We start from the raw sequence: 24,697 nt of genomic DNA, 5'->3' as shown, positions 1-24,697 counted from the left end.
TTTTACCAACCAAAAGTTATTATTTAGATATGTTAATATTCCTATAGGTAATATATTACGTGTTTATGATATTTTTACCTGCAGATTATATAAACTTTGTGTTCATGTTTAAAAAATGAGTTTAAAAATATTTTAAAGAAAATGAAGAATTAAAAAGTAACATCTTCAAGTAATTTCAATCAATTTTAAAAATTAGGTAATCTTAAAGCTGTTTACTGTTTGTTCAATTAAATAATCGTTCTTTTCGTAGTAATCATTGAAAACCATTAACTGCAGTTCATATACACTTACATTATCTTTTGTAACAGTTGTCCTGTCTATATAAAACGGTGCAGCTATGTCATTGGAAAACACAGGATTATTCTGACATTTATATACCGTTCTAAATCCAGTCATACCATCTTTATTGATATCCTGTTCAAAAACTTCAGTTCCACCCCACCATGTACGTATGTGAACATCCTGGGTGTTTTTATAGTCTTCAAGAGAGTTTCCAAATTCATTACCAATTTTACCATACCATACTATGGCTTCAACACTATTTCCATAGATTAAATCTAATCTGGCATCTTTTCCCGCGTTTTTATATGATTGTCTTTCCCAGACTGCAGGATAAGTTATTGAAAATCCTTTTCCAGTGAAGTTTTTCACTTTAACACTGTTTGAAAGATAGCTGCTGTTAAAGATTGACATAATTGAAGGGAATATATCATAATCACGGGTAACATTTTGAACTTGAGTACTGTCCCTTTTACCTGTAGATGTGGCCGTTACATTGAAGTAAGCTGATGTGGAATTTAAAGGAACATAGAAATCCTGCTTAAAATAGCCGTTTGAATCAGCCTTCAAAGTAATATTGTTGATCACAGGGTCATTAAAAGCGGTATCCACATAACTTTGGAGGTTAAGGTTACTTCTCAGAGTCATATTTGAGATAATATGAATAGTAGCGCCAGGATCGCTTTTACCTTCTAGTACAAGACTTTTATTCCCATAACTAAGTTCCTGCATAGGTTTAATTGAAAGAAATGTTAATGGGCGCTGTATTTCAATATCTTGAGAGACCTCATATTTCCCATGTACCTGTGAAACTACAGAAACTTTGGTGTCGGTGATGCTAAGTGGAATATTAAGATTGTAACTAAACTTACCGTTGTTATCTACCTTAACAGGCACTTTATTTAAGTTTAAATCCTCATCATACAGAAAAATTTGGGCATTTGGTTCTGAGGAACCTGTTATAGTATATTCAAGAGTGCTATTATCTATTTGAGCATTAGGTGTCTCTAAAGATAAATAAGTAATATCTGGAACCAGTATTCCTGCCATTACAATGAATATTATAGAACCTATACAAAATAGGCTTAATCCCAGCACTGCTTTGTTGGTATTGCTCTGCCGGTTGAACCATTCTTTTAGTTTATTTATATAACTCAAGTTTCTTACTTCCAAAGTTTTAGATTAAAAAAAGTTAAGTAAGTGTATAAATATTCTGATATTTATTTTATCTGTTAAATTTTATTATTTGTTTTTGCGCCCTTCCCTGTATTCATGTGTAAATTCAGCATCATAAAGTTTGGAGGGAGTAATATCACCGGGATTAAGAACGTTACCTACTACTATAATTGCGGTCTTTTCAATTCCAGCTTCTTTAACTCTGGAGGCAATATCTTCTAAAGTACCTTTAACTATCAACTGGTCTTTCCATGAGGCCTTCTTAACAACTGCAACTGGAGTGTCTTTAGGGTAGTGAGTTAAAAGGTCGCGTGCAACGTTTTCGATCATGTGAATGCCTAAAAAGATGCACATGGTGGCGTTGTGCTTTGCAAGTTCTTTAATGGACTCTGATTCAGGTTTAGGAGTCCTACCTTCAGGACGGGTTATAATAACAGTCTGTGATACTTCAGGCAGTGTTAATTCAGATTCAAGTGCGGCTGCAGTTGCAAATAAAGAGCTGACGCCGGGAATAATTTCAAAGTTAATATTATTGTGCCTTAAAAATTCGATCTGTTCTCCTATTGCCCCATATATGGATGGGTCTCCTGTATGTACTCTTGCAAGGATTTTTCCCTGTTTTGTTCTTGTATCCATTATTTCTAGAATTTCATCAAGGTTCATAGAAGCGCTGTTGTATATTTCAGCTGTTTTTTTAGCGACACTTAAAACTTCTTTATTTACAAGTGACCCTGCATAAATTATAATATCTGCATTTTTTAATGCATTCTGGCCTTTAACGGTTAAAAGTTCAGGATCTCCGGGTCCTGCACCTATAAATATTACTTTTCCTTCCATTTTATTCACTTCTTTTTAAGTTTATGTTGTTTTTAATTGTAATGGCTTCAAATGGACATTTTTGGACGCAAATTGAACAGTATCCACATGAATTTGCATCAATTTCTACTTTACCATTTTCTTTGATCTTAACAGTTTCATCACCTATGGGACATACCTCATAGCAGATATGGCTGCAGTTATCTCTACCCTGGCACATTTCTTCACAAACGACCGCAGATTTTGCAGCAAACCCAAGTTCTCTCTTTACAGCTTCCTTGATCCTGTAACCTGCAACGTGTAATAATGTATCTCCAATTTGAGGATCAATATCCATGGAGGCTAAACATGGGTAATTATGATATTTACCTCCAGCCTCAAATTCGGCTTCAGTGACAGGTACATTTTTCAATTTCTCTGCTACAAACAATGTCGAACCGCATGGAGCGCCTCTTTTAACTTCAACATGTCTTATTAGATTATCAGCTTTGATCTCAAGTTCTGGCTTTCCAAAGGATTCTACAAATTTATCTATATATTTATCTCCAACGGGCTCAAGCGAACAGAATGGTTTTGGAAACACTATTCTGGCATCATGAGTCTCGCTTTCTATTTCCATCTGGAGGCCTGCTGGAATTTGTTTAGGGTCATGTATTGGTACAATTATGGACTTTGCCCCAGTTTTAGATGCAACGAAAGGTATAATCATATTTATGTCTCCGTATAATCCAATTGAAAGGATCAAGTCTGCTTCAGGAAGATTATCTGGAACATAACTGCTGACATCATCTATAAATTCGGGTAAATCTCCTGAAACTTCATGTATCCCTATTATGGAATATGCAAGTCCCATTTTTGATATATGGTTTATAATCCTTGAACCATACTTTCCCGATGTTAGTATAAAGATATTCATTTTAATACCCGCTGAAATTTAAAAATGATTTGGATGTATTCCTTTTTAAATATATTTAATTGTTTATATTATTGAGATATTTTATACTATAATTAAAAGAGAAACTGGTTAAGTGTATGGTTATTTTTGTATAAAAATGTAATCGTGATGTATTCTATGTTTTAGCACTTTGAACCTTGCATACTATAAAGTCATTGTTTTCGTATACTATTTTTGCATATTTTGGTATAAACTGGCGAATATCTCTGCTGAAATACAGCAGCCCTCCAGGTTCGGCACGGTAAGTCTTATTACCTGAAGAGAATTTTAACCTTTTATCATATACAAGGTAACCTATATCCTTCTTAATAATTGTTGATTGATTGACTTTACCAATGAGCACACGGTTATAACGTGAAAGAGGCTGCCCTGTATCGGCTACTAAAAACATCCCTGAATAATAATTTGAAATCACTACTCTCTTATTTTTATCTCCATTTTTACTAAACCAGCTGGCTAAATCTATTTCAGATACAGAGGGCGGTGCTATACTTATGTTTCCAAGCTCTGTTTGGGCACCAAAATTAGCTATTTTAGGGTTACTTGCTATTAAAACACCATTTAGGGTTGCAAATAAGAATATTATCCCTAAAATTAAATGCCCTACTGGTAAATTTGATATTTTCTTTTGTTTTCCCCATTTATATGTCTGATACAGGCCAAAACCGCCTAATATTGAAAGTGGCAGCAGTATATAAATAAGGACCCGGTAAGATATCATATTAAGTCCAAACCAGTTAATTTTACTGAATATGAACATAACTACTATCCATACTATTAAAAGGACAGATTTATCTTTCACTGCTTTAGGCAGGTCTAATTTATAGGATGCTACTGCACCTATAAGTGCAAACAATAAAGCTATGATCCCTAACTGCCATACATAACGAATTAAATCTAAAGGCTGGTTGTAGTTGTATGAGATTGAGTCTTTGTAACCAGTTACAGCACCTATTCCATTTTGCAGTATATTATGTATGATACTAGTGTCTAGAATTAGAACAGCTGTTAATGCTATAACTGCTGCACAAACAGGAGGCAGTATCCACGCAATATACTTTTTAAAAACACATATATCTCTGCTTAAAATAGATTTAACAATAATAAAGGAGGTTATTGTTAAAAATAATAGAAATGCAGCTGATTGGTGGATTGATACCATTAAAATAAACATTAATCCAGATATTAAAGCATATTTATATGTATCTTTTTTCAGGGATATGTAAAATAAATACACTGCAATTGGGAAGATGATCAATGCTATATTTTCAGGAATAGGTAAAACTATCCTGTTAACAAGGTTGCTTGATAATATTATAAAGCCCGCAGAAATACCTGCTGTTAAACCATAAAATTTGTATCCTACATATGAAACTGAGAATACTATGCCTGCTGCAATTAAGGGCTGTAGGCAGCGTGCTATCTGGAAGTAATTAATTTTTGTAATATAGCCTATAGCTGCAATAAATAAGTGAAATAATGGGACATATCCTATTTTTTGCGGCCCATTTTGTAAACTTATCAGCGGATCTGTAAGTGTAAACCCGTACTGTGCATATACTTCTGCAATATGTACGTGGTGGATTATATCCCAGCTTAAAGGCCAGCCGTATTGTAATGTTGGGATAAGCCCTATGAAAAATGCTATGATTGAAGGAATAATAATTAAAAGATTTTTATTAACAATTTTATGATTAAACATTACAATAAATATGCTATTTAACTATTAAAAACATGTCGGGTAGTACTGCAATCTTATTAATTAAAAAATGTTCCAGATGACTAAATGTGTATTTTATTTTCCCTGTTGTTTGACTTTAGTGCTGGAAATTTCACTGGCACGGATATCATAATTAGGATCATTTACAACCCTGTTTATCATTCGACTCATGGAGTCTAAAATTATTCCTGTAAATGCCAAAAATCCACCTGCCATTGTCATCATTATTGCAAGGATCGTGGGGAGCAGGCTCCTAGATCCGCCTCCTAAGTAGTCCCCGAAGAATAGAAGGCCCAATACTACTCCAGTTATAACTATTATAGCTCCAGGTAATGTAAAATAGTATAAAGGTCTTTGAAATTCAAGATCATTTATTACCCTCATCAGCACGCCTATACCGTGACTTACAGGATGTTTTGTAGAGCCGTCTACATCATATCTGACATTAATTTCAACTTCTTTGATCCGCAGCCCTGCATTGGATGCATCCATAAGCATTTCACTTTCGATACCAAAATTGACGCTGCTGAATCTGAAAGCAGGTACTGCATGCCTTGCAAATGCCCTGTATCCACTTTGACTATCTGTAATCTCGAGTCCGCTGCCTAAATTAGTGGCTTTATCCAGCACTGTTTGACCAACACGCCTGTAGGATGGAGTATCTTTTTTATTCCCGTTGATATATCTGCTGCCGTTTACGATGTCCGCTTCACCGTTTATTATGGGAGCTACCAGTTTTGGTATTTCTTTTGGGTCGTGTTGACCGTCAGAATCTATAGTTACTATAATTTCGGAGGTTTTTGCAGCTTCAAAACCAGTTTTTAATGCTGCACCTTTTCCTTTATTAGAAGGATGACTTATTACTTCTGCACCTGCAAGTTCTGCGATTTCTACAGTACTGTCAGTACTGCCGTCATCAATTACAATTACATTGTTCACATATTTTTTAGTATTAAGTACAACACTTCCGAGGGATACCTCTTCATTGTAAGCAGGTAGTATGGCTGTTATTTTAGTCATTTTTTTCCCTTTTATCCCCTTATACCAGACTAATTATCGCTATTATTAATATAATAAATTAAAATAGTGTATATTAATTTATTTTTAGTTTGCATATAAATAATTTGTTATTATGGAATAATACACTTTTATTTTTTGTTATATTAAGTAATAATTTATTTTCAACTGTTTTATATTGTGTACTATGTTCATTATTTTTTATATTGCATCTTTACCATGCAATATGTTCTATAATTTATGGGGACTATCTTAATCCATCTGAAATACTTGAAGAGTACTACTTTTTTTTATATTATGATTATGCGTAGTAATTGTGGTAATTTAAATATTATATGCAATATTATAAATTCTTATTATATATAAATTCACTTATTTTATTTTATGTTAATATAGTTGTGTTACAGAAGTCACAAAAGAGATTTATCATTTTATAGGGATGTGATATATTTTGGTTTTGGTGCAATGGTTTTATACATGTAATAAATATTCATTTATCAGTTAAATCAAGTAATAAATATTTTAAATTTTTTATATTAAATAATAAAGTTTAGTTATCACATATTAATTATACAAATTATATAAGCTTCTTTTAATGAAGTAATATCAACTGTTACTCATTTTTAATAAGTAAATTTATATGGCAGGTAATTAAAAATAAAAGAAAATAAATAATTCTCTGAAATGGTACGGGTGAATCGATGGATAAAATGGATGCTAAGATGGCATTTGATTTAGGAAATACTTCTTATGCTCAGGGAAGACTTGAAGAAGCAATTTCCTATTACAAAAAAGCAGTAAACTTATTTAAAAATACAAATGATCCTCGAAAGGAAGCAGATGCTCTTTTAGGAATAGGTGATAGTTATATATCTTTAAATAAACCGGAGGATGCTCAAAAGTATTATAATTCATCTCTAAATCTTTATAACGCTGCTGAAGATATAATTGGTGAAGGTTATGCACTTACTGGGCTGGGAATCTCTTTTGAAAGATACAAAGACTATGAAGAAGCACGTGAATGCTATGAAAAGTCCATTAAAAAATTTCAGAAAGCTGGTGATTATAAACGTGCAGGAATGGTATCAAACCTTATAGCAAATACTTTTGAACTTCAGGATGCATTTGAAGATGCTGTGATGGATTATAAACGTTCTTTAGAATTATTTGAAAAGGTTAAAGACCGTGAAAGGGAGGCCCGTGTTAAAGATGCAATGAAAGACATCGAGTCCAAAAGGTATAGTGTTATATCTTCTAAAAAAGATATAGCAGCACTTATTGTTTATTTCATCGCAATTTCCGCTGCAGAAATTTCTGTTACATATGTCAATATGCAAATGGGCCTTGTTTTAGAGATGATTATACTGTTTGCCCTTTTAATCCATTCATCCTTTCATGAATCTTATAATTTTTCAACCCTTCTTAGATCAATGATGGCTCTACCTATGATTAGAATAATTGGGCTTTCAATACCTATCATGCAGATCCAGCCCCTTTACTGGTTCCCCATAATTGCGATTCCGCTATTTGCTGCATCATTTACATTAATAAGGGCTCAAAAACTCACCCGAAAGAAAATAGGGTTAGTTTTAGGTAATATTCCCCTTCAACTAACTATAGCTTTAAGCGGGGTACTTTTAGGGTTTACTGAATATTTAATACTTAAACCTGCTCCATTAATTTCTACGCTTTCTGTAGAAACAGTTCTGTTTGGGGCTGTAATCCTTACAATATCAACAGGGTTTGCAGAAGAATTACTGTTTCGAGGTATACTTCAAAAAAATGCAGAAAATGTATTTGGAAAGGTATTTGGTTTACTGTATGCTTCCATACTCTTTACAGCTCTTCACGTTGGGTGGCAATCTGGTTTGGATTTAGCTTTTGTATTCAGCGTAGCGTTATTCTATGGTTATGCTTTCCAGAAAACAAGAAGTTTGCTGGGAGTTACATTATCTCACGGAATCTCCAATTCATTCCTGTTTCTAATCATGCCGTTTATCTTCCCAGCTGTAGCGCCTTATCTAGCAACTGTTTTTTGATAATGCATTAGTGGAATTATCAAAAATATTAGAAAAATAAATTGTAAAAAAAGTAATGCATTAAACTTGAGTTTAATGCATTTACATATAAATAACTTCTTGGACATTCTTAGCTTTTTGAGGTGATCCATGTGGGTACCATATATAATTCATCTGTAACTTTATCCTATTGCCGTCTTCTTTTACATTAAATGTTCCCTTCCAATCTGTCATTGGGCCATCTATCTTAAAGTTTCCTGTGAGATTCTGGCCGTTGTTTGAGAAATTACCCTCACCTGTCCATGCAGCACATGACATGTTGAATATCCCGTCAAATTTAGTGTTAAACATGGCTCCTTTTAAGTCATGTGCCCCGAGGCTTGTAATGGTGTTGTAAGTTATATCTATATTATTTATATGTCCTGTACCGTTAAGCCCGTCTTTTGTATAATCAAGAGGACTTTCTGTGTTTTCAGCACCAGGGAGAATTATGGTGAAGTTAAAGTTTTCTCCTTTTCCATATATTGAGTAAAACCCGCCTAGGGAGCTTCCATTTTGCTGATTTGGAGGTATCCAAACATGAGAAGTATAATTATAAGGTATATTGCTGAATGCAATTTCTTCTAAACTTCCACTTGCAGTACCGTACGCTAAAAATCCCAGAATAAGAACTAATATTATTAGAAATATTTTTTTAAAATTCATTTTAATCACAATTACATACTAAAAAAATAAAAAGAGGTTTTACGTTTAACTGTTTTTTAACACAAGTTACCCAATTATATGCGCCATTACATTACAGAGTGTAGGGGTGTTTAATAGTGTTATTGTGACTGTACCATCATCATTAACAGTTATTGTTCCTTGAACATCTAACGGTTCTGCTGAATTAGTACTATCATCGAATCCTACTTTTTGAATGAGTGCATTCATATCTGTATCTGTGTAAGCTGCACTATCAGTTAGGTTTATGGAACCATCATCAGGTAAACCAGTATATGTTAGGTTTAATTCCTGATCATATGGTTGCGGCTGCGAAGTGTTAGACCATCCTTGTAGTGCAATATTTAAGTTGCCTGTTGAATTGTTAGCGTTGTTTAGTCCAAACCATGCCATGAATGGTATTGTTGTTCCTGCAGGCAATGATTCATTGTTATAACCTGCAAGTGCACTTAGATCAAGTGTTACACTACCATTAGGTTTTATGTATACTTCGGAATAGATAGTTTGTACACTACCATTCTTTAAAGTCACATTTTCCAGAACAAAATCTGCAGATACCCAGGTAGTTCCATTATTATAGAACGCTAGTTTGGTGCTCTGATCTGTAGCTGAAGTTTGTTGTCCTTGTGGTTTCATAAAAGTTGTTACGGCTAAAGCAGCTATAACTATGACAGCTATAATTGCTATAGCGATTATTAAATTATTTTGTTTCATTTTAATTCACCTAAAGGACTGTTACCACTTTATAAGCTACAATAGCTACAAATACCAGAAGTAGTGGTACTATTGCTACGTTGGATCCCTTAACGAATGATTTCATTCGCTCGCTTTTATCTGCTTCAGCACTTAAAATCTCTTTTAGCGCTAAAAATACGATCAATGCAATCACTGCAATTATCCCATACGCCATAACCTGTGTTGTAGTTACTGTCGTCGTTGTGGTTGTTACAGTTGAGATCATTTATTACCTCCAAATAATATCTATTATCTCCATTTAATATATAATATTTGTTATTTTCTTCTACTGTAAAGCCATATTTGTTTATTATGCAATACATACAATCATATAACTTTGTATTAAATAATTCTATTTATTAATATGTTAATTATAAATTCATCAGTAATTAATATACATTGAAGTAAGTAACTGCTTTATAATATATTCATTTAATAATTAATAGGTTATTTTTATTCAGGGTTTAATGAAATAATTTTAGGCGTGAAAATGTCCTGTATATTTAAAATTAAACTATTAGATAATAAATCTATACGAAAAAAAAAAAGATTTAATGTATAACCTTAACAGTCGCTCATGTTTACGAAAACCTTGGAAAACTTTCGAAAATCATTGATTTTCGAATGCACAAACACTGTCAAAATCTACGATTTTGATGCAGCAAAAAACCTGTGGTTTTTTGTAAGTTTCATGTTTGTAAGCTTTGTTTTCCAGGTCTCAAAATCCTAGATTTTGAAGACCTTTGGACTTGAAAGTTTTCTTCAATCGGAAAAAATAAAAAATTTTTCTATACTGGTTAATTTAAGTTGAAATTGTTTTAAAAAAATTGCATTTATTATTTAAATAGTAGTATTTGCACAATACTCCAGACATGAGCGAAAATAATTAGTTATTACTTAATTGGTGTACAATTTGTTTTTTCATATATTTCTAAGTAATATATTCTCATTATTTTTAATTATACTGTTATAAATAACTCTTTTTGTAATATGTGTAGGGGTAAGTGATCTGCAGGTTGAATCCCATTTTTTTAAGGTAATTAAAATATTTAGTCTGCTCCATGTTATAAAGTGGAGGTTCAGCTGTTGCGTCAAAAACATGATTTTTCCATATAACTACGCAGTGGGAGTATTTCTTTGAATTATGGAGAATTATAACAATTTTTATATCTTCAGCACCCATTCTATTTAAATAATCGGCAAATGCAGCACTTTTGTCGTCGCAGTCGCCGTAATTGTCCTTCCAAAATTGGGCTGGTTTTTTGGGTGCATTGGTGTCATAATTTGCTTTATAGGGAACTTTTGCAACTTTCTGGAAATATTTCTGAATATCAGGGTTATCTGGATTTATTTTGTCTGTAGAAGTTGTGTATGGATTTGCACCATTAACAATGTTTGAATTTATTTTTGAAAAATGAGTATTTTGTTTATATGGACTAAGTCCAGTATACATGCCAATAAAAATAATGAAAAGTAATACTAATGCATATTTTTTTAACATACTTTTTATTATTAATACAAGTTATATAAAAAGTATTACTATAATCACATTTGTTATGTAAGCATAAACTAAATTACTGCACAAAGTCTACAAAATAATATTTTAAGATATTTTTATTTTTAGATTAAATTATCTTTTAAATGAGATAGATAAGGCTAAATATATTTATAATCTCTATTTATGCTATAAAAATTAAGTTTTTACCGGTATTTAAATTATAAATTAAAAAAAGAGAAATTTTATCCCGCATTAATCCACAGGTGAAGAGACCTGTAGACTGTGCTATTATCTGGTAGTTTGTAAAGTTCGAATTCAAGCTCCTGGTTTTGGCCGTATGTATATGGCGTAAATGTGAAAGGCTGCTGCCATGTTTCGTTGTTGGATAGTGTGATATTGGTGTCGTTTATAGTCTGGTTGTTTAATTTTATTATCATTTCATAGTTAACGGTGGAATATTCGTGATTTACAATTCCTACTGTCACGTTCCCGGTTTGCCCCACTGTTAAATTTGTGGGGTAGTTGCTTGCTTTTCCATCTGGACCTAAAATGTAGAATTCTGTGAATTTTTCACCTTCCTTAGGGACTGCAATCACATAAGCTGTGGCAGAAATTGCAAGGATAATGGAAACTGCAAGGATGATGGATAAAATTTTATCTTTTCTTGATTCTCCCCTGAATGATTCAATGATCCTGTTGAAATAATATTTGAAGTTGACACTGAACCTATCCTCTTCAGGTAGATTCCACCTCCTGATGTAAGCTAAGAAACCTAATATGAATGTCAAAATTGAAACAACTAAAAAAATGTAATTTATTCGTGTTCCAAGTTGACTATACACTGTGAAACTAATTATCGAAGTAATAAATAAACTTAATCCAAAGCTTAATGCAAAACGTTCTATACCTTCCAAACTCTCTTTTCTTGGATATATAACTACTATTAAAGAGTATCCTGAGACAAATAATATCAATAAAAATCCAAAAACACTTTTTAAAGCAGTAGTTTCTAATTGGGGAATTAGAACGGAAATCGCACATAAAGCACTGATTAACCATACAAGTACAATATCTGAAAAGATAGATTTTTTCCCTTGTGATTTAGATACTGAATTTGCATCATGTGGTGCCTGCTGAGGACTTTTTGGTAATTCAGTTACTGAATTTTTAGTATGTGGTGCTGATTGTTTATTTCTAACTGCAATGGATTTTAAGAGTGCTGTACCTAAATTGGATCGTTTTTGCACCTTTTTTTCTTCTACTTCTTTTTCGGCTTTGCTTAATTTAGGCCCTCTAATTTTGGAAATAACTGTTAATATAATTGTAAGGCATGCTAAACCTGTAATAACATTTGCAGGGGAAACTTTTACAGCACTGCTGAATGCTAAACACAGTAAAAATGTGACAACTGTACTTAAAATAAAACTTGATATTACAAGCTTAAATTTAGATAACTGGGGGTAAATAATGTTGATAATAGAATAACCTGATAAAAAGAACAGTAAAGGTAAAACCATAATGGACCTGATAATACTACTGCTTATTGAATTAAAGACCACTGCAATTACAGCAGCAAGTGTAAGGATAATTACCAGTAAAAAGCTGTTTGAAAAAATCTTAGATCTACTGCTGGAGTTCAATTTAAAATATTCTTTGGCATATTTCAATCTGCCCCCGCAGTGGCATGATTCAAAGTCTTCTAAGGACTCTCCTTCTTTAAGGGTGTATCGGCCGCCGCAGTTTTCACATATGAGGTACTGGAGATCTTCAGTTTTAGATTTCTTCTCTTTTTGAGATTTTTTTTTCCTCTTTGGCTCCTCTTTAGACAGGATATTATCTTCAGCATACTTTAATTGACCTCCGCAGCGGCATGCTTCAAAATCTTCTAAAGATTCACCTTCCTCAAGTTTATAATAACCGTTACAGTTTTCACAGATTACATATCTATCTGGTTTCTTGGAAGATATAACTCTCCTTATGTACCCAACTGCTGCAAAAAATATAGTAAATAATGCTATAATTATTAAGCGGTATCTAAATGGTGTTTTAGTGTAATGGATAGTTGAAATCAATATAAATGTAATAACCATACTTATAAGGATGCCCACTAATATTTTAGTGATTAATCCGCTTTTTTTAGTAGATAATGCACTTACAATGGAATACCCTGGTAAAAGGAACAGTAAAAGCCCATATGGAATTAACACTATTATGTATTTGTTTAAATATGGAGCCGTGATACAGATTATAGATATCACTGCCAGTAAAACTACTAAAATAATGTCTGTGTTGTTTGGTCTTTTCATGCTGGTCTTCCTTGTATCAAGTATTATTAAATTTCAATTTGAATGGTTATGCATTTAATATTAATTCATTGATATTTCCGTTATAAATACTCTATTCTTAATTTTTTGGTGTTTAGTATTAAATGAAAGAATTTTGCTTCCTATAAATATTTATGATCTAACTAGCAATTGAGATAACATGATACATAAAATATCTGATTTATCTGTGATTTCTGTCACAAAGGAAGCGGTTCACTGCGACGTGGAAGATGAAGTTGTAATTTTAGGTCTTAAAGACGGCGTTTATTACGGCTTAAATCCAGTAGGGGCATTTATATGGAATATTATTATCCAAGAACCGAAAACTGTGGCTGAAATTCGTGATGCAGTCCTTGAAGAGTACGATGTTTCAGAAGAAGTATGTGAAAAGGACCTGGTGGAACTAATTGCAGAACTTTCAGATAAAGGGCTTGTTGAAGTTGAGGAAAATTGAAAATTTTCCGAACCGCAAAAACAAAATTTTTGCATGTAGAATAAAGTTATGTTGATGTTATGGGAATAATTCGCAGTTTTTTAAAATTGACTTTTGAAGATAAATGTATTTTAATTAAATCTTTCTTCTTACTATGGGTAATTAGAATAATGCTGTGGATACTCCCTTTTTCGGTTATTCAAAAGGTTATAAGTAGATTCACTGCAGTTTCAGGTGAATCTCACGCTATTCCCCTTGAAAAATTGACCTGGGCTGTTGCGGTTATGAGCAGATATGTGCCTAAGGCCACGTGTCTTACTCGTGCTTTAACTGCGCAGATATTACTTGCAGGGCAGAATTATAATTCTAACCTTAAAATAGGAGTTTCCAAAAATAATGGGGAATTTGAAGCCCATGCATGGTTAGAATCTGATGATAAAATAATTCTGGGTGAATCAGAAGTTGAATATACTCCTATATTGAACATAGGTGAAAAATAAGATGAGCGCGATTACAGGGATTTTTTACAGGGATGGGCGAAAAGTTGATCCAGAACTAATTAAAAAGATGAACAACAGGCTTTCTCACAGGGGACCTGATGGATCTGCTGTCTGGTGTGAAGGATCAATTGCTTTAGGTCATCAGATGCTCTGGACAACTCCAGAATCTTTACATGAAAAACTTCCCTTTGAAGATGATTCAGGACTTGTTATTACAGTTGATGCCAGGATAGACAACAGGGACGAGCTTTCAAAGGAACTGGATATAGAAGATAACGAGGAAGTATCAGACAGCTATTTTATTTTGAAAGCTTACGAAAAATGGGGTGAAGATTGTCCTGATAAGCTTTTGGGAGATTTTGCTTTTGTTATCTGGGATAAAAATGAGGAAAAGTTGTTTTGTGCCAGGGACCATATGGGTGTGAAGCCTTTTTACTATTATTTAGATGATAAGATGTTTGTTTTTGGGACGGAGATTAAGGCGCTTTTTTGTGTTCCAGGGGTTCCGCGTGAGTTGAATGAGATAAAAATAGCACTTTTTCTACAAATAGAATATATTGAAGATAAAATATGCACTTTTTATGAGAATATTTTAAGATTGATTCCTGCACATTCTTTATCAATTTACCTAAATAAAAATAAATTAAGAAAGTATTGGGAACTTGATCCAAATTCTAAGACCTTAATGAATTCTGAAGAGGATTATATAAATTCATTTCGTGAAATATTTGAAGAAGCGGTAAGATGCCGTTTACGTAGTGCATTTCCAATTGGATTTGATTTAAGTGGTGGATTAGATTCTTCATCTATAGTATGTACTGCAAAAAATATTAATATGGCTAATAATTATCATTGCCCTGATTTAAACACATTTTCATACATTTTTGATGAATTTCCTCAAATTGATGAGCGTTTTTATATTAAAAAAGTTGTGAATACAGGTGGAATTAACGCCCATTATATTCTTTGTGACAAAATAAGTCCATTAGAACAAGCAAATATTAGTTTATATTATCAAGATCAGCCTTATTCAAATCCTTTCTTACCTATTATTAGGAGTTCATTTAAAGAAATGCATAATAATAGTATAAGAACTTTATTATGTGGTGCAGGTGGTGATTATGTCATCTACACTGGAAAAAATTACTTTCTTGAATTAGCCGTTACATTTCAGTGGTATAAATTAATTAAAGAGATTCGAGCTTCCTCAAAACTTATGGGGAGTAGTGTCTATAAAAAAGTTATCCATGATGTCATTTATCCATTGATTCCCTCTAATTTAAAGAAAAGATTAAAAAAATTCTTTTACTCTTATAGTTACTTGAATAAAGATTTTATGATGGAATTAAAAATTAATGAAAAAATAAATGAATATCCTAATAATTTTCAAAAATTTACAAAAGTAAACACGGCTAAAAAATATCATTATCTTTCGCTTAGTGGTGATAGTGCTCAAAAACATTTTGAAACATTAGATCTAATGTCTGAATCATTTTCTCTTGATTTAAGATATCCTTATTATGACAAAAGACTTATTGAGTTCTGTTATTCTATACCGACTGAAATGAAATTTAAAGTATGGAACAGATTTATTCAGCGTGTTGCGATGGAAGGAATACTTCCTTCAGAAGTCCAATGGCGTACCAATAAAGCAAGTTTCCGCCCATTTCTTACAAGGAACTTATTTCTATTTGAAAAAGAGTCTTTGGAAATGATGTTTAGAAATGGTGAAATAATTAAAGATTATATGAATTTTGAAAAACTTAAAAAAATTTATAAAAAATATGAACATAATAAAAGAATTTCGTACACTGATACTTATTTTTTGTATCTTGCTTTAATATTATTTTTTTGGTTGAAATAAATAATTTACAAATGTATATAAGCAATAAAAATGCAATTATACTTGTGAATATAATAATTTAATTGTAGGAAGATTAATATGACAAAAGAAAAAGTTACGTACGAAAAACCTGAGCTTAGCATATATGGGAACGTGAATGAAATCACAAAAGGCGGGGGAACTATACCGGGTGAACCTCATGGTGATTCATAGAGGTATGCTTTATTTTTAGATTTTAATATATTTTCTAATTTTAATTGGTTAGTAAACATATAAAATGAAAAGTATACGTTAAAGAGTTAATATTCCAAATTTTGGATTAATACTCTTTGTTTGAAGATAAAATTGCTTTTTTAATGTCATTAAATTTTTTAATTTTTGGATTAAGGTAGTATATATAAGAAATATTATTCCAATAGAGTGTATTTACAATTACATAGTTATTTTTTTTAACAAAATTGTAGAATGGTTCCTCATAATTAGCAGAATATGCTATTTTTCCATTTCTAAAAGGTAGAATTACTAAATCTGGTTTTTTTCCCTCTAAATATTCTGGTGTTGCTGCTCCATTTTCAGCGATAAATTTATCGTTAAGTCCAAGAATATCTAAATCCTTCCAACTTGAATAGTATGGTAGGGAACCAGCGAAATCAGATGCTACAGTATAATTATAATTAGAAAATGGTTTTAAAGACTGGCCAATATCAATCTGAGTATCTTTGAGTTTTTGATCATATGAATGGTAATATGATAGTTCACTTAAGAAAGTAGCGTTAGATATTAGCAACGTGAAAACTAATAATATTTCTGCTAAAGTCATTAATACCCTTTTTAAATGACTTTTGTGATATAATACACTATCTAATTCTTTAAATAAAATGGCTAAAAAACACCACAAATAAAATAGATTAGTACATATGATGGATAAAAAAATCTATCTGCATAATTCATAATAAGTGAAGTTGGAAGATATATGATGTTTCCAAAAATTAATGTAACTCCTGCCATTATCAAAAGAATAATTAATTTAAAATTATCGACTTGATTAATCCTATTTTTTATAATTGAGAGAATGCCTAAGAAAATTACTAAGATAAATGGAGTTATGTATTCTAACGATCTAATCCAAGATGAATAGCTTTTAATGAACCATATGGAACTAGTTAATGTTAAAGTTTTAACGAAGAAAGGTAAAGGAAATACTTCATGGAAATAATAATATCTAAAAATCATATAAATCATAAGGGGGATTAGATAAACAATAAACAAGGGAAATAGATGAGATTTATTTATTTTTAAAGATTTTTCTTTTATATAATGATAAATAAATATCAATAATATCATTCCACTGGATATTAATATTCCTTCAAATCTTAAAAGACTAATCAAAAGTGATAAAATACATAAAATCCAATAATATTTGTTTTGATTTGAAATAATTATCTTAAACCCTATGAAGATTAATGCTAAAAATAAAAAAGAGTAGAGCATTGTTTCTAGTCATGATACTGTATGTATAGCTGTTGCAGGATTTGCAAGTAGAAAATGAATTGCAATTGAAAATCCTAAATATGCTTCGTTTTTTTCTTTTTGGAAAATTTGCTTGGAAAATATCCAGTAAAGATATCCAATCCCCATTAAAGATATTAAACTTACTATTTTTAAGTAAAATGCAGGATCGGATTTAAAAAAAATGATTAATGCTATGATCAAAACCCATAAAAAGTTACTATAACCTTCAATAGGGATTTCATTCACATTCCATACTAAACCATGTCCTGAAACTAAGTTTTCGGCATAACGCATAGATATATAAGCATCATCTACCGTGAAATTCCATATATACATTAAAAAAAGAGTAAAAAAGAAAATGCTAATGGTTAAATAAAATATCTCACGTTTATAAGTGAGTTTCAATTTTTGCATATACCTAATTAAGATAAAAAATCATTTATACTTTTTGAGAATTAAAAGACTAATTAATTTAGTAATTAAAGTGTTGAATAATTAATTAAATAATTTTCATAAAATAAAAATAAAGGGGTTATAAACCCTTTTGTGATTAGTTGTTTTTAGGTAGTTAATGTGGTTATTTTTGCATCGTTGTCTGTGTTCCAGTCGTTTCCTGTTTGTGTTTTTGTGACTGTGTTTTTGATAGTTCCAGTTCCTGTAATTATTGCTTTAATCATTAGTACTCTCTGGTCACCGATATTAAGATTACCTATGGTCCATACTCCAGTGGCTTGGTTGTAGGATGCGTCTGAGTTAATCCAGGTTATGCCTCCGTCTAGTGAGATTTGGTAGTATGTTAGTCCTGTTGGTAGTTTGTCTGTTACGGTTACTCCTGTAGCGTTGTCTGGTCCGTTGTTTGTGACAGTTATGGTGTAAGTTACATAATTTGTGCCACTTTCTGTGGATGTTGTGTATGTTTGGTTTATTCCAATATCTGAAGATGGATCTATAATCAAAGCGCAACTTGCATTGTTATTGGCAGTGTTGGAGTCATATTGATCTATATGTGTTATATTGGCAATGTTTGTTAGAGCTGCTGTCTTATTTCCACTTGTTAAACAACCTGTAAAGATTTTAAGTATTACTGTACCTCCTTTAGGCAAGTAAGCAATATTCCATGTTAATGTTCTTGTTGAACTGTCATATGTGGCTGTTCCAATGCCTTGAGTATCAAAACCTTGATAGGTATAGCCAGTTCCTATTGTATACTTCAATTGAACATTTGTAGCATCATCCGTACCAGTATTGGATACTAAAACATAAAATACTGGAGTATTACCAGTTAAATACTCATACTGGTAATTATTATCTACTAAGTTATAATACCAAGGATAATGCCTAACCCTAATATCTACACTAGGTACATATGTACTGCTTGTTATTGTGTTATTTTCACCGTTATATTCATCCTGTGCTGTTCTATTAGCAGTATTGCTAACAGTTGTCTGAGGTGTTGCATTTCCAGTTATAGTAAGAGTTGCAAATTCACCATTAGCTAAACTTGATATGGTCCATATTCCTGTAGCCTGGTCATAAGTTCCACCATTTACGGTTACACTTACTCCTGTTAGCCCTGCTGGAATTAAATCTTTTATATTTATATTAGTAGCTGTATCTGGCCCGTTATTTGTAGCTTTTACTACGAAAGTTACTTTATTTCCAGAATAACTTCCAGTCTGGCTTAAAGCAACATTGGCTTTTTTCACATGGATTGCCGCGTCTGAAATTGTTACTGTAAATGGATATTCGGTTTGTGTTTCTGTTGCAGTGTTGGTTATGTTTGTTCCGGCCATTGCAGCAGTTAAAACTCCAGTAAAGGTTAAAGTAACTGACTCTCCACTTGCAAGACTGTCAATAGTCCAAACACTTCCATCGTAACTTCCACCAGTGGTTGAGTATGTGAATCCACTTGGGAGTGCATCATTAATTTTAATGTTGGTGGCTGTATCTGGCCCGTTGTTAGTTACTGTGATTGTGAATGTTCCGGTTTGTCCTACATTTAAACTGCTTGAATTTGCAGTATTGCTGACAACTACACTGGCTTCATTGGTGTAAACACCTGCAGTTGTTGAATCTCCTATTGTGCTTGGGTCGTACTCTGTTTGCGCGGTTAAAGTTGCAGTGTTGTTTACAAGTTTTCCTGCCATTGATGATGTAGCTGTCCCAGTTATGGTTAATATTGCTGTTTCTCCGCTTGCAAGGCTTGATATTGTCCATATTCCATTGCTGTAAGATCCAATGGAAGCTGTGACATGCACATTGCTCAATGAAGATGGAGGCATATCACTAAGGACCATATTTGTGGCTGTATCTGGTCCATTATTGGTAACATATACTTTATAAGTTACAGTGTCTCCAACATTCGCCTTGGGAGTAGCAGTTTGGTTGAGTTTAATTTCTGCAAGTTTGGTATAAACATCAGCTGCTGATACTACTGGTAAGCTGCTGTATTCATTTTGAGCTGTTATATTGGCATAGTTGGTAATGTTTAGCCCCGCCATGGCAGCAGTAATTTTTCCAGTGATGGTTAATGTTGCAGTTTCACTCTTTAATAAAGTACCAATATTCCATAATCCAGTAGCTAAACTGTATGTACCTGTGCTGGCACTATAAGCCAGATTAGATAATCCTGAAGGTACCAGGTCAGTTATTTGTAATCCTGTAGCTGAATCCGGCCCGTTGTTGGTAACAGTTATAAGATAAGTTATAGTGTCACCTACATTCACAATAGCTTTACTAACCCCATTAACTGCCTTGTTTATAGCTACATTGGCTTTGTTCACGTGTATTGTTGCGTCAGTTATAGTTGCAGGAGGGTATTCGGTCTGTGTTTCTGTTGCATGGTTGGTTATATCTGTCCCTGCCATTGCAGAGGTTATTAATCCTGTGAATGTTAAAGTTACTGAATGTTGGCTTGCTAAACTGTTAATTGTCCATATCCCGTTGCTGTAAGTTCCGCCAGTTACGCTGGCTGAAAATCCGCTTGGTAATGGATCGTTTATAACAATATTTGTGGCTGTATCTGGCCCATTGTTAGTTACTGTGATTGTGAATGTTCCTGTTTGCCCTACATTCAAATTATTTGAGCTTGCAGTGTTTGTAATTACAACATCTGCCTTTTTAACATAAATTCCGCTGCTGGTACTTGTCGCTGCCTGACTGTTATATTCAGTCTGGCTGGTTCTGGTAGCAGTGTTTGTTGTTGTAAGTCCTGCCATATCACTTCCTGCTTTACCTGCTATGGTTAAAGTAGCTATTCCTCCGTTTATGAGATTTGGTATTGTCCATATCCCATTGCTGTAAGTTGTCCCTGCAGATGGGGTTACTACAACATTGGTTAATCCTGAAGGTATAATATCTCTAATATTAATGTTAGTGGCTGTATCTGGCCCGTGATTAGTGGCTGTAACTGTGTATGTTACAGTATCACCTACATTTACTGGAGTACTGCTTGTAGTCTGAGTTAATGCAACGTCTGCTTTTTTAGTATAAACTCCTGCAGTACTGGTAGGTAATGGGGATGTATGTTCTTCTGTCTGGTCAAGCTCTGTTGCAGTATTGCTGGTTGTTAGTCCTGCCATTGAAGCTGTAGCTGTTCCAGTTATGGTTAAAGTTGCATTTGCTCCGTTATCAAGGCTTGTTATGGTCCATATTCCATTACTGTAACTTCCTAATGATGCTACTGCAGTAAATCCTGCAGGTATAATGTCCTGTATTCTAATATTATGGGCTGTATTTGGCCCGTTATTTTTAACAGTGACAGTGTAGGTCACTGTGTTGCCCACATTTACAGGTGAATTTACTGTCTGGGTAATTCCCAGGTTAGCGACGGGTTTTAGGGTAATTGGTGTGTTTACAGTAACTCCATCTAATGTTGCACTTACGGTTGCAGTGCCTGATGTATTACCTGCTGTAAAGGTTGTTGTTGCTAATCCATTAACCATGACTCCACTAGTCGGATTTACAGATCCTAAAGTACCTGAGAAACTGACAGTTCCATCTGGAACATGACCTCCAGTAGGCTGTATATTATTTGAATTCCAGGTCAAATCTGCTGTAACGGCGGAGGTACCTCCAACAAGAATTGAGGTAGGTGAAGCATTTATTTTTAAAATAATCCAGGGATTAGCATCTACTGAAGCGCCATTTGCAGCTGTAATTCTTCCTGCACTTGCTCCTGTGTTTGAACCCCACCAGTTGTTTTCAGCATTTACAGTAGAAGCGCCGCCGTTGTATTCAGCATTAATATCATTAGCACCGTTTCCTATAATTCTATTAAAGTTGAGATTAGCTGTACCTTGGTAATTAGAAATGGCACAACCATTTGTGGTGGCAGAGTTCCATGTAAAATTACTTCCGGTCACGGTTAAGGTACCCCAGTTACGAATAGCTCCACCACTACCTTTTGCTGTATCTCCTCCGGAATCATTTGCAGTGTTGCTTGTGAAATTACTGCCAGTCACATTACATGTACCGTGTGTCCATATAGCTCCACCTGCTGAAGTTGCAGTGTTGCTTGTGAAATTACTGCCAGTTATAGTCAGAGAACCTGTAGGGGATGTACCTGTATCTCCATTAGAAATGGCACCACCATCGTATGCTGTGTTGCTTGTGAAATTACTGCCAGTTATAGTTAAAGTACCATAATTGATAATAGCTCCACCATATGTGGTTGCAGTGTTGCTTGTGAAATTGCTGCCAGTTATAGTTAAAGTGCCGCTATTGTAAATAGCTCCACCGTAAGCATAATTATTTGAACCTGATGTTACAGAGTTACTGGTGAAATTACTGTTTGTTATAGTTAATGTACCTGTATTATAGATAGCACCACCATAAACGTCATTATTATCCCAATAACCAGTTCTAGTAGCCTTGTTACTTGTGAAAGCACAATTATTTAAGGTTAAAGTGCCCCCATTATTTTGGATTGCACCGCCATTATCATTATTTGCAAGTCCATTTCTTAGGGTTATGTTGGAGATTATAACATTGTAATCGCTTGAAATGATGAAAATTCTGTTAGCACTTTGGCCATCGATAATGGTCGAATCTCTACTTTCGCCAGTAATTGTAAGGTTACTGGTAATATTTACATTGACATTGCCCGTTCCTGTATATGTTCCACTTAAGAGGTGAACTGTTCCTCCGGGATAAACCATTGAAATACCTTTTGCAATAGTTTTATAGGGATTACTTTGGCTTCCGTTTCCTGTAGTATCACTGCCAGTTGGTGAAACATATATGTCACTTCTAATAACTGTAATTTGGGGAGTAGATACTGATACAGTATCGACAACAGCAGTTACTGTTGCAGTGCCGGGATTAGAACCTGCTGTAAGTGTTGTTTGTAAACTACCGTCAGTTGTGACACCACCTGATGTGCTTAAAGAACCTATTGTAGATGGGTTAAGGGTAAATGTTACAGGTGTTCCGTCAGGTACGTGTCCTGAAGTTGGATCATGATTAGCTCCAGTATTGTCATGTGTTAAATCCGCTGTAATGGTTGAAGTGCCTGATGTTGGAATGGAGTTTGTAGAAGTTGTTACAGTTAAAACTAGGTAAGTTGCAACATTCACAGTACCTGATGTTTTTCCAGTAGAACCCGAATTACTTCCCCACCAATTATTGGGAGCATTTACTGTTCCACTATTTCGGCGTATTTGACTACCTGCAGGTGTATTTCCTACAATTCTGTTAAATTGGATTGTAGCAACACCATTATTATTGAAGAAAGCTCCACCTCTGGTTGTTGCAGAGTTACTTATGAAATTAGAACCAGTTATATTTGAATTACCTGCATTATTGTAGATAGCTCCACCATTTGCTGCAGAGTTGCTTGTGAAATTACTGTTTGTTACTGTTAGGGTGCTGCCGCTCCAAATAGCTCCACCATTTCTTGTTGCACTATTGCCTGTGAAATTACAGCTGTTCACATATAAAGGGCCTGCACTGTAAATAGCTCCACCATCATGATTGCTTCCTGTTGCACTATTGCTTGTAAATATACAATTATTTACATTCACAGTGGTACCTGCATTATTGTTCCAAATAGCCCCACCATTGCCATTTACACTTCCATGTGTAAATGTTATATCATTAAAGGTGACAGTACCTGAAGTTACAGTTATAGTAACTACTCTACCTCCGTTGCTGCCGTCTATAGTTGCGTGGCCATCGTTGAACACGTCAAAGGTTAAGGCTTTATCAACAGTAATGCGTTCTGTGAAAGTAGAGGCTTCTAGCATTATTGTATCTCCACTCTGGGCAGTATTGATAGCAGCCTGGATTGAGCTAAAAACGTATCCTGCAGCATATGATCCTCTAGCTACGGGAACCCCATTATTATAGATTTGAGGATCTGGTGACTTAGTTTTAGACTTTGAGGTCGTTGATTTATTAGTTGACGTATTCTTTACTGTAGATTGATTATATTTCAGACCTAATTGAACTGAACTATTTACAGTTGAGTTATTAGATAAAAAATTTGTATCAGAGGATACATTAGTAACTTGAGCAGCTGAAACATCACTTATTCCCATAGTGAATATGACTGCTAAAATTATTAGAATCAATGAAAGAGGTATTAATTTGTTTTTTTGAACTGTATTTATCAGGTTTTCACCCCCTTTTGTATTTCTAATCATTTTCATCTCCTTCTTGCATTTATAAAAATTATTTTTAATGTGAAAATTAATCATGAAATTCTTCCAGTAAGTGAAATTGTGGTAGTTTTGTGAAAATTAGTGTAAATCAGTAAAAAATCATGTATTCTCTGTGAGTCTTTTCACGATTATATATATTATATAGTTAAATAATGTGAAAACATCTTATAAATGTTTTTTTATAGTGTTAAGCATTTACACAATTATTAATACTATTTAATTACATTTAATGTGGTAAAAATAAAAATTATTTGGTTTAATTCCCTAAATCTTATTATATTGATTTAATATATTCTAACGCCAACATTAAAGGGGTATTTATACAAAATAAGTTAGATAGACAAAAATTGGTACTATTAACAAATATTTATTAAATAATACTGCTTATTTTTTAAAGTAAAATGTGAAAATATGTGATAAAAGTGATTTAGGTTCAGCTATATGTGAAAAATATCACACTAGTTGAAAAAGTATATAACAAAAGCG

18 protein-coding genes are annotated in these 24,697 nt (G+C 33.2%); 5 read left to right on the top strand and 13 right to left on the bottom strand.

The window, feature by feature from the left end:
* Positions 1-192: 192 nt before the first annotated feature.
* The 5 genes from AAGU07_RS02125 to AAGU07_RS02105 form a co-directional block, all read right to left on the bottom strand.
* Positions 193-1,437, bottom strand: a complete 1,245-nt coding sequence (locus AAGU07_RS02125) for a hypothetical protein (protein WP_342457573.1) — start codon at positions 1,435-1,437, stop codon at positions 193-195.
* Between the two features lie 84 nt (positions 1,438-1,521).
* The gene (cobM, locus tag AAGU07_RS02120) at positions 1,522-2,292 is read right to left on the bottom strand and encodes a precorrin-4 C(11)-methyltransferase (protein WP_342457572.1); all 771 of its coding nucleotides are present in this window, start codon (positions 2,290-2,292) and stop codon (positions 1,522-1,524) included.
* Between the two features lies 1 nt (position 2,293).
* Positions 2,294-3,187: a DUF166 family protein gene (locus AAGU07_RS02115; protein WP_342457571.1), complete on the bottom strand. Its 894-nt coding sequence runs from the start codon at positions 3,185-3,187 to the stop codon at positions 2,294-2,296.
* A 154-nt stretch (positions 3,188-3,341) separates the two neighbouring features.
* Positions 3,342-4,928 carry a hypothetical protein gene (locus AAGU07_RS02110; RefSeq protein ID WP_342457570.1) on the bottom strand — a complete coding sequence of 529 codons (1,587 nt, stop codon included), beginning with the start codon at positions 4,926-4,928 and terminating at the stop codon, positions 3,342-3,344.
* 93 nt (positions 4,929-5,021) lie between these two features.
* Positions 5,022-5,966, bottom strand: a complete 945-nt coding sequence (locus AAGU07_RS02105; RefSeq protein WP_342457569.1) for a glycosyltransferase family 2 protein — start codon at positions 5,964-5,966, stop codon at positions 5,022-5,024.
* A 698-nt stretch (positions 5,967-6,664) separates the two neighbouring features.
* Here AAGU07_RS02105 and AAGU07_RS02100 point away from each other — a divergent pair.
* Positions 6,665-8,002 (top strand): tetratricopeptide repeat protein, encoded by a 1,338-nt coding sequence (locus AAGU07_RS02100; protein WP_342457568.1) that lies wholly within the window; start codon positions 6,665-6,667, stop codon positions 8,000-8,002.
* A gap of 81 nt (positions 8,003-8,083) precedes the next feature.
* On the opposite strand, the gene AAGU07_RS02095 is transcribed toward AAGU07_RS02100, so the two are convergent.
* From AAGU07_RS02095 to AAGU07_RS02075, 5 genes are all read right to left on the bottom strand, one after another.
* A complete protein-coding gene (locus AAGU07_RS02095) occupies positions 8,084-8,686 on the bottom strand; it encodes a hypothetical protein (RefSeq protein ID WP_342457567.1) in 603 nt (200 codons plus the stop codon).
* Positions 8,687-8,752: 66 nt separating this feature from the next.
* On the bottom strand, positions 8,753-9,418 hold the full coding sequence (locus AAGU07_RS02090) for a hypothetical protein (RefSeq protein WP_342457566.1): 666 nt from the start codon (positions 9,416-9,418) through the stop codon (positions 8,753-8,755).
* Positions 9,419-9,428: 10 nt separating this feature from the next.
* Positions 9,429-9,665 carry a hypothetical protein gene (locus tag AAGU07_RS02085; protein WP_048081100.1) on the bottom strand — a complete coding sequence of 79 codons (237 nt, stop codon included), beginning with the start codon at positions 9,663-9,665 and terminating at the stop codon, positions 9,429-9,431.
* Positions 9,666-10,406: 741 nt separating this feature from the next.
* On the bottom strand, positions 10,407-10,892 hold the full coding sequence (locus tag AAGU07_RS02080; protein WP_342457565.1) for a hypothetical protein: 486 nt from the start codon (positions 10,890-10,892) through the stop codon (positions 10,407-10,409).
* Positions 10,893-11,179: 287 nt separating this feature from the next.
* Positions 11,180-13,243, bottom strand: coding sequence for a DUF1616 domain-containing protein (locus tag AAGU07_RS02075; protein ID WP_342457564.1), 2,064 nt, complete (start codon positions 13,241-13,243; stop codon positions 11,180-11,182).
* A gap of 178 nt (positions 13,244-13,421) precedes the next feature.
* Here AAGU07_RS02075 and AAGU07_RS02070 point away from each other — a divergent pair, with 178 nt between their 5' ends.
* From AAGU07_RS02070 to AAGU07_RS02055, 4 genes are all read left to right on the top strand, one after another.
* Complete coding sequence (locus AAGU07_RS02070; RefSeq protein WP_342457563.1) at positions 13,422-13,715, top strand: PqqD family protein; 294 nt, start codon at positions 13,422-13,424, stop codon at positions 13,713-13,715.
* A gap of 59 nt (positions 13,716-13,774) precedes the next feature.
* Positions 13,775-14,194 carry a lasso peptide biosynthesis B2 protein gene (locus tag AAGU07_RS02065; protein WP_342457562.1) on the top strand — a complete coding sequence of 140 codons (420 nt, stop codon included), beginning with the start codon at positions 13,775-13,777 and terminating at the stop codon, positions 14,192-14,194.
* A gap of 1 nt (position 14,195) precedes the next feature.
* Positions 14,196-16,058 (top strand): lasso peptide isopeptide bond-forming cyclase, encoded by a 1,863-nt coding sequence (locus tag AAGU07_RS02060; RefSeq protein WP_342457561.1) that lies wholly within the window; start codon positions 14,196-14,198, stop codon positions 16,056-16,058.
* Positions 16,059-16,136: 78 nt separating this feature from the next.
* Positions 16,137-16,250, top strand: a complete 114-nt coding sequence (locus tag AAGU07_RS02055; RefSeq protein ID WP_342457560.1) for a lasso RiPP family leader peptide-containing protein — start codon at positions 16,137-16,139, stop codon at positions 16,248-16,250.
* Between the two features lie 106 nt (positions 16,251-16,356).
* On the opposite strand, the gene AAGU07_RS02050 is transcribed toward AAGU07_RS02055, so the two are convergent.
* The 3 genes from AAGU07_RS02050 to AAGU07_RS02040 all read right to left on the bottom strand — a co-directional run bounded on the left by AAGU07_RS02050 (position 16,357) and on the right by AAGU07_RS02040 (position 24,193).
* The gene (locus tag AAGU07_RS02050) at positions 16,357-16,857 is read right to left on the bottom strand and encodes a hypothetical protein (RefSeq protein WP_342457559.1); all 501 of its coding nucleotides are present in this window, start codon (positions 16,855-16,857) and stop codon (positions 16,357-16,359) included.
* 680 nt (positions 16,858-17,537) lie between these two features.
* A complete protein-coding gene (locus tag AAGU07_RS02045; RefSeq protein WP_342457558.1) occupies positions 17,538-17,843 on the bottom strand; it encodes a hypothetical protein in 306 nt (101 codons plus the stop codon).
* A gap of 266 nt (positions 17,844-18,109) precedes the next feature.
* Positions 18,110-24,193, bottom strand: a complete 6,084-nt coding sequence (locus AAGU07_RS02040; RefSeq protein WP_342457557.1) for a hypothetical protein — start codon at positions 24,191-24,193, stop codon at positions 18,110-18,112.
* Positions 24,194-24,697 lie beyond the last annotated feature (504 nt).

Source organism: Methanobacterium sp., from assembly GCF_038562635.1.
Lineage (GTDB): Archaea > Methanobacteriota > Methanobacteria > Methanobacteriales > Methanobacteriaceae > Methanobacterium_D.
This window is presented reverse-complemented; position numbering and strand designations above follow the sequence as displayed.

Coding starts and splice junctions, on each gene's coding strand:
- AAGU07_RS02105 (WP_342457569.1), bottom strand. CDS start 5,966: ATGACTAAAATAACAGCCATACTACCTGCTTACAATGAAGAGGTATCC.
- AAGU07_RS02040 (WP_342457557.1), bottom strand. CDS start 24,193: ATGATTAGAAATACAAAAGGGGGTGAAAACCTGATAAATACAGTTCAA.
- AAGU07_RS02080 (WP_342457565.1), bottom strand. CDS start 10,892: ATGTATACTGGACTTAGTCCATATAAACAAAATACTCATTTTTCAAAA.
- AAGU07_RS02045 (WP_342457558.1), bottom strand. CDS start 17,843: ATGCGTTATGCCGAAAACTTAGTTTCAGGACATGGTTTAGTATGGAAT.
- AAGU07_RS02100 (WP_342457568.1), top strand. CDS start 6,665: ATGGATAAAATGGATGCTAAGATGGCATTTGATTTAGGAAATACTTCT.
- AAGU07_RS02055 (WP_342457560.1), top strand. CDS start 16,137: ATGACAAAAGAAAAAGTTACGTACGAAAAACCTGAGCTTAGCATATAT.
- AAGU07_RS02110 (WP_342457570.1), bottom strand. CDS start 4,928: ATGTTTAATCATAAAATTGTTAATAAAAATCTTTTAATTATTATTCCT.
- cobM (WP_342457572.1), bottom strand. CDS start 2,292: ATGGAAGGAAAAGTAATATTTATAGGTGCAGGACCCGGAGATCCTGAA.
- AAGU07_RS02095 (WP_342457567.1), bottom strand. CDS start 8,686: ATGAATTTTAAAAAAATATTTCTAATAATATTAGTTCTTATTCTGGGA.
- AAGU07_RS02115 (WP_342457571.1), bottom strand. CDS start 3,187: ATGAATATCTTTATACTAACATCGGGAAAGTATGGTTCAAGGATTATA.
- AAGU07_RS02060 (WP_342457561.1), top strand. CDS start 14,196: ATGAGCGCGATTACAGGGATTTTTTACAGGGATGGGCGAAAAGTTGAT.
- AAGU07_RS02050 (WP_342457559.1), bottom strand. CDS start 16,857: ATGACTTTAGCAGAAATATTATTAGTTTTCACGTTGCTAATATCTAAC.
- AAGU07_RS02070 (WP_342457563.1), top strand. CDS start 13,422: ATGATACATAAAATATCTGATTTATCTGTGATTTCTGTCACAAAGGAA.
- AAGU07_RS02090 (WP_342457566.1), bottom strand. CDS start 9,418: ATGAAACAAAATAATTTAATAATCGCTATAGCAATTATAGCTGTCATA.
- AAGU07_RS02075 (WP_342457564.1), bottom strand. CDS start 13,243: ATGAAAAGACCAAACAACACAGACATTATTTTAGTAGTTTTACTGGCA.
- AAGU07_RS02085 (WP_048081100.1), bottom strand. CDS start 9,665: ATGATCTCAACTGTAACAACCACAACGACGACAGTAACTACAACACAG.
- AAGU07_RS02065 (WP_342457562.1), top strand. CDS start 13,775: ATGGGAATAATTCGCAGTTTTTTAAAATTGACTTTTGAAGATAAATGT.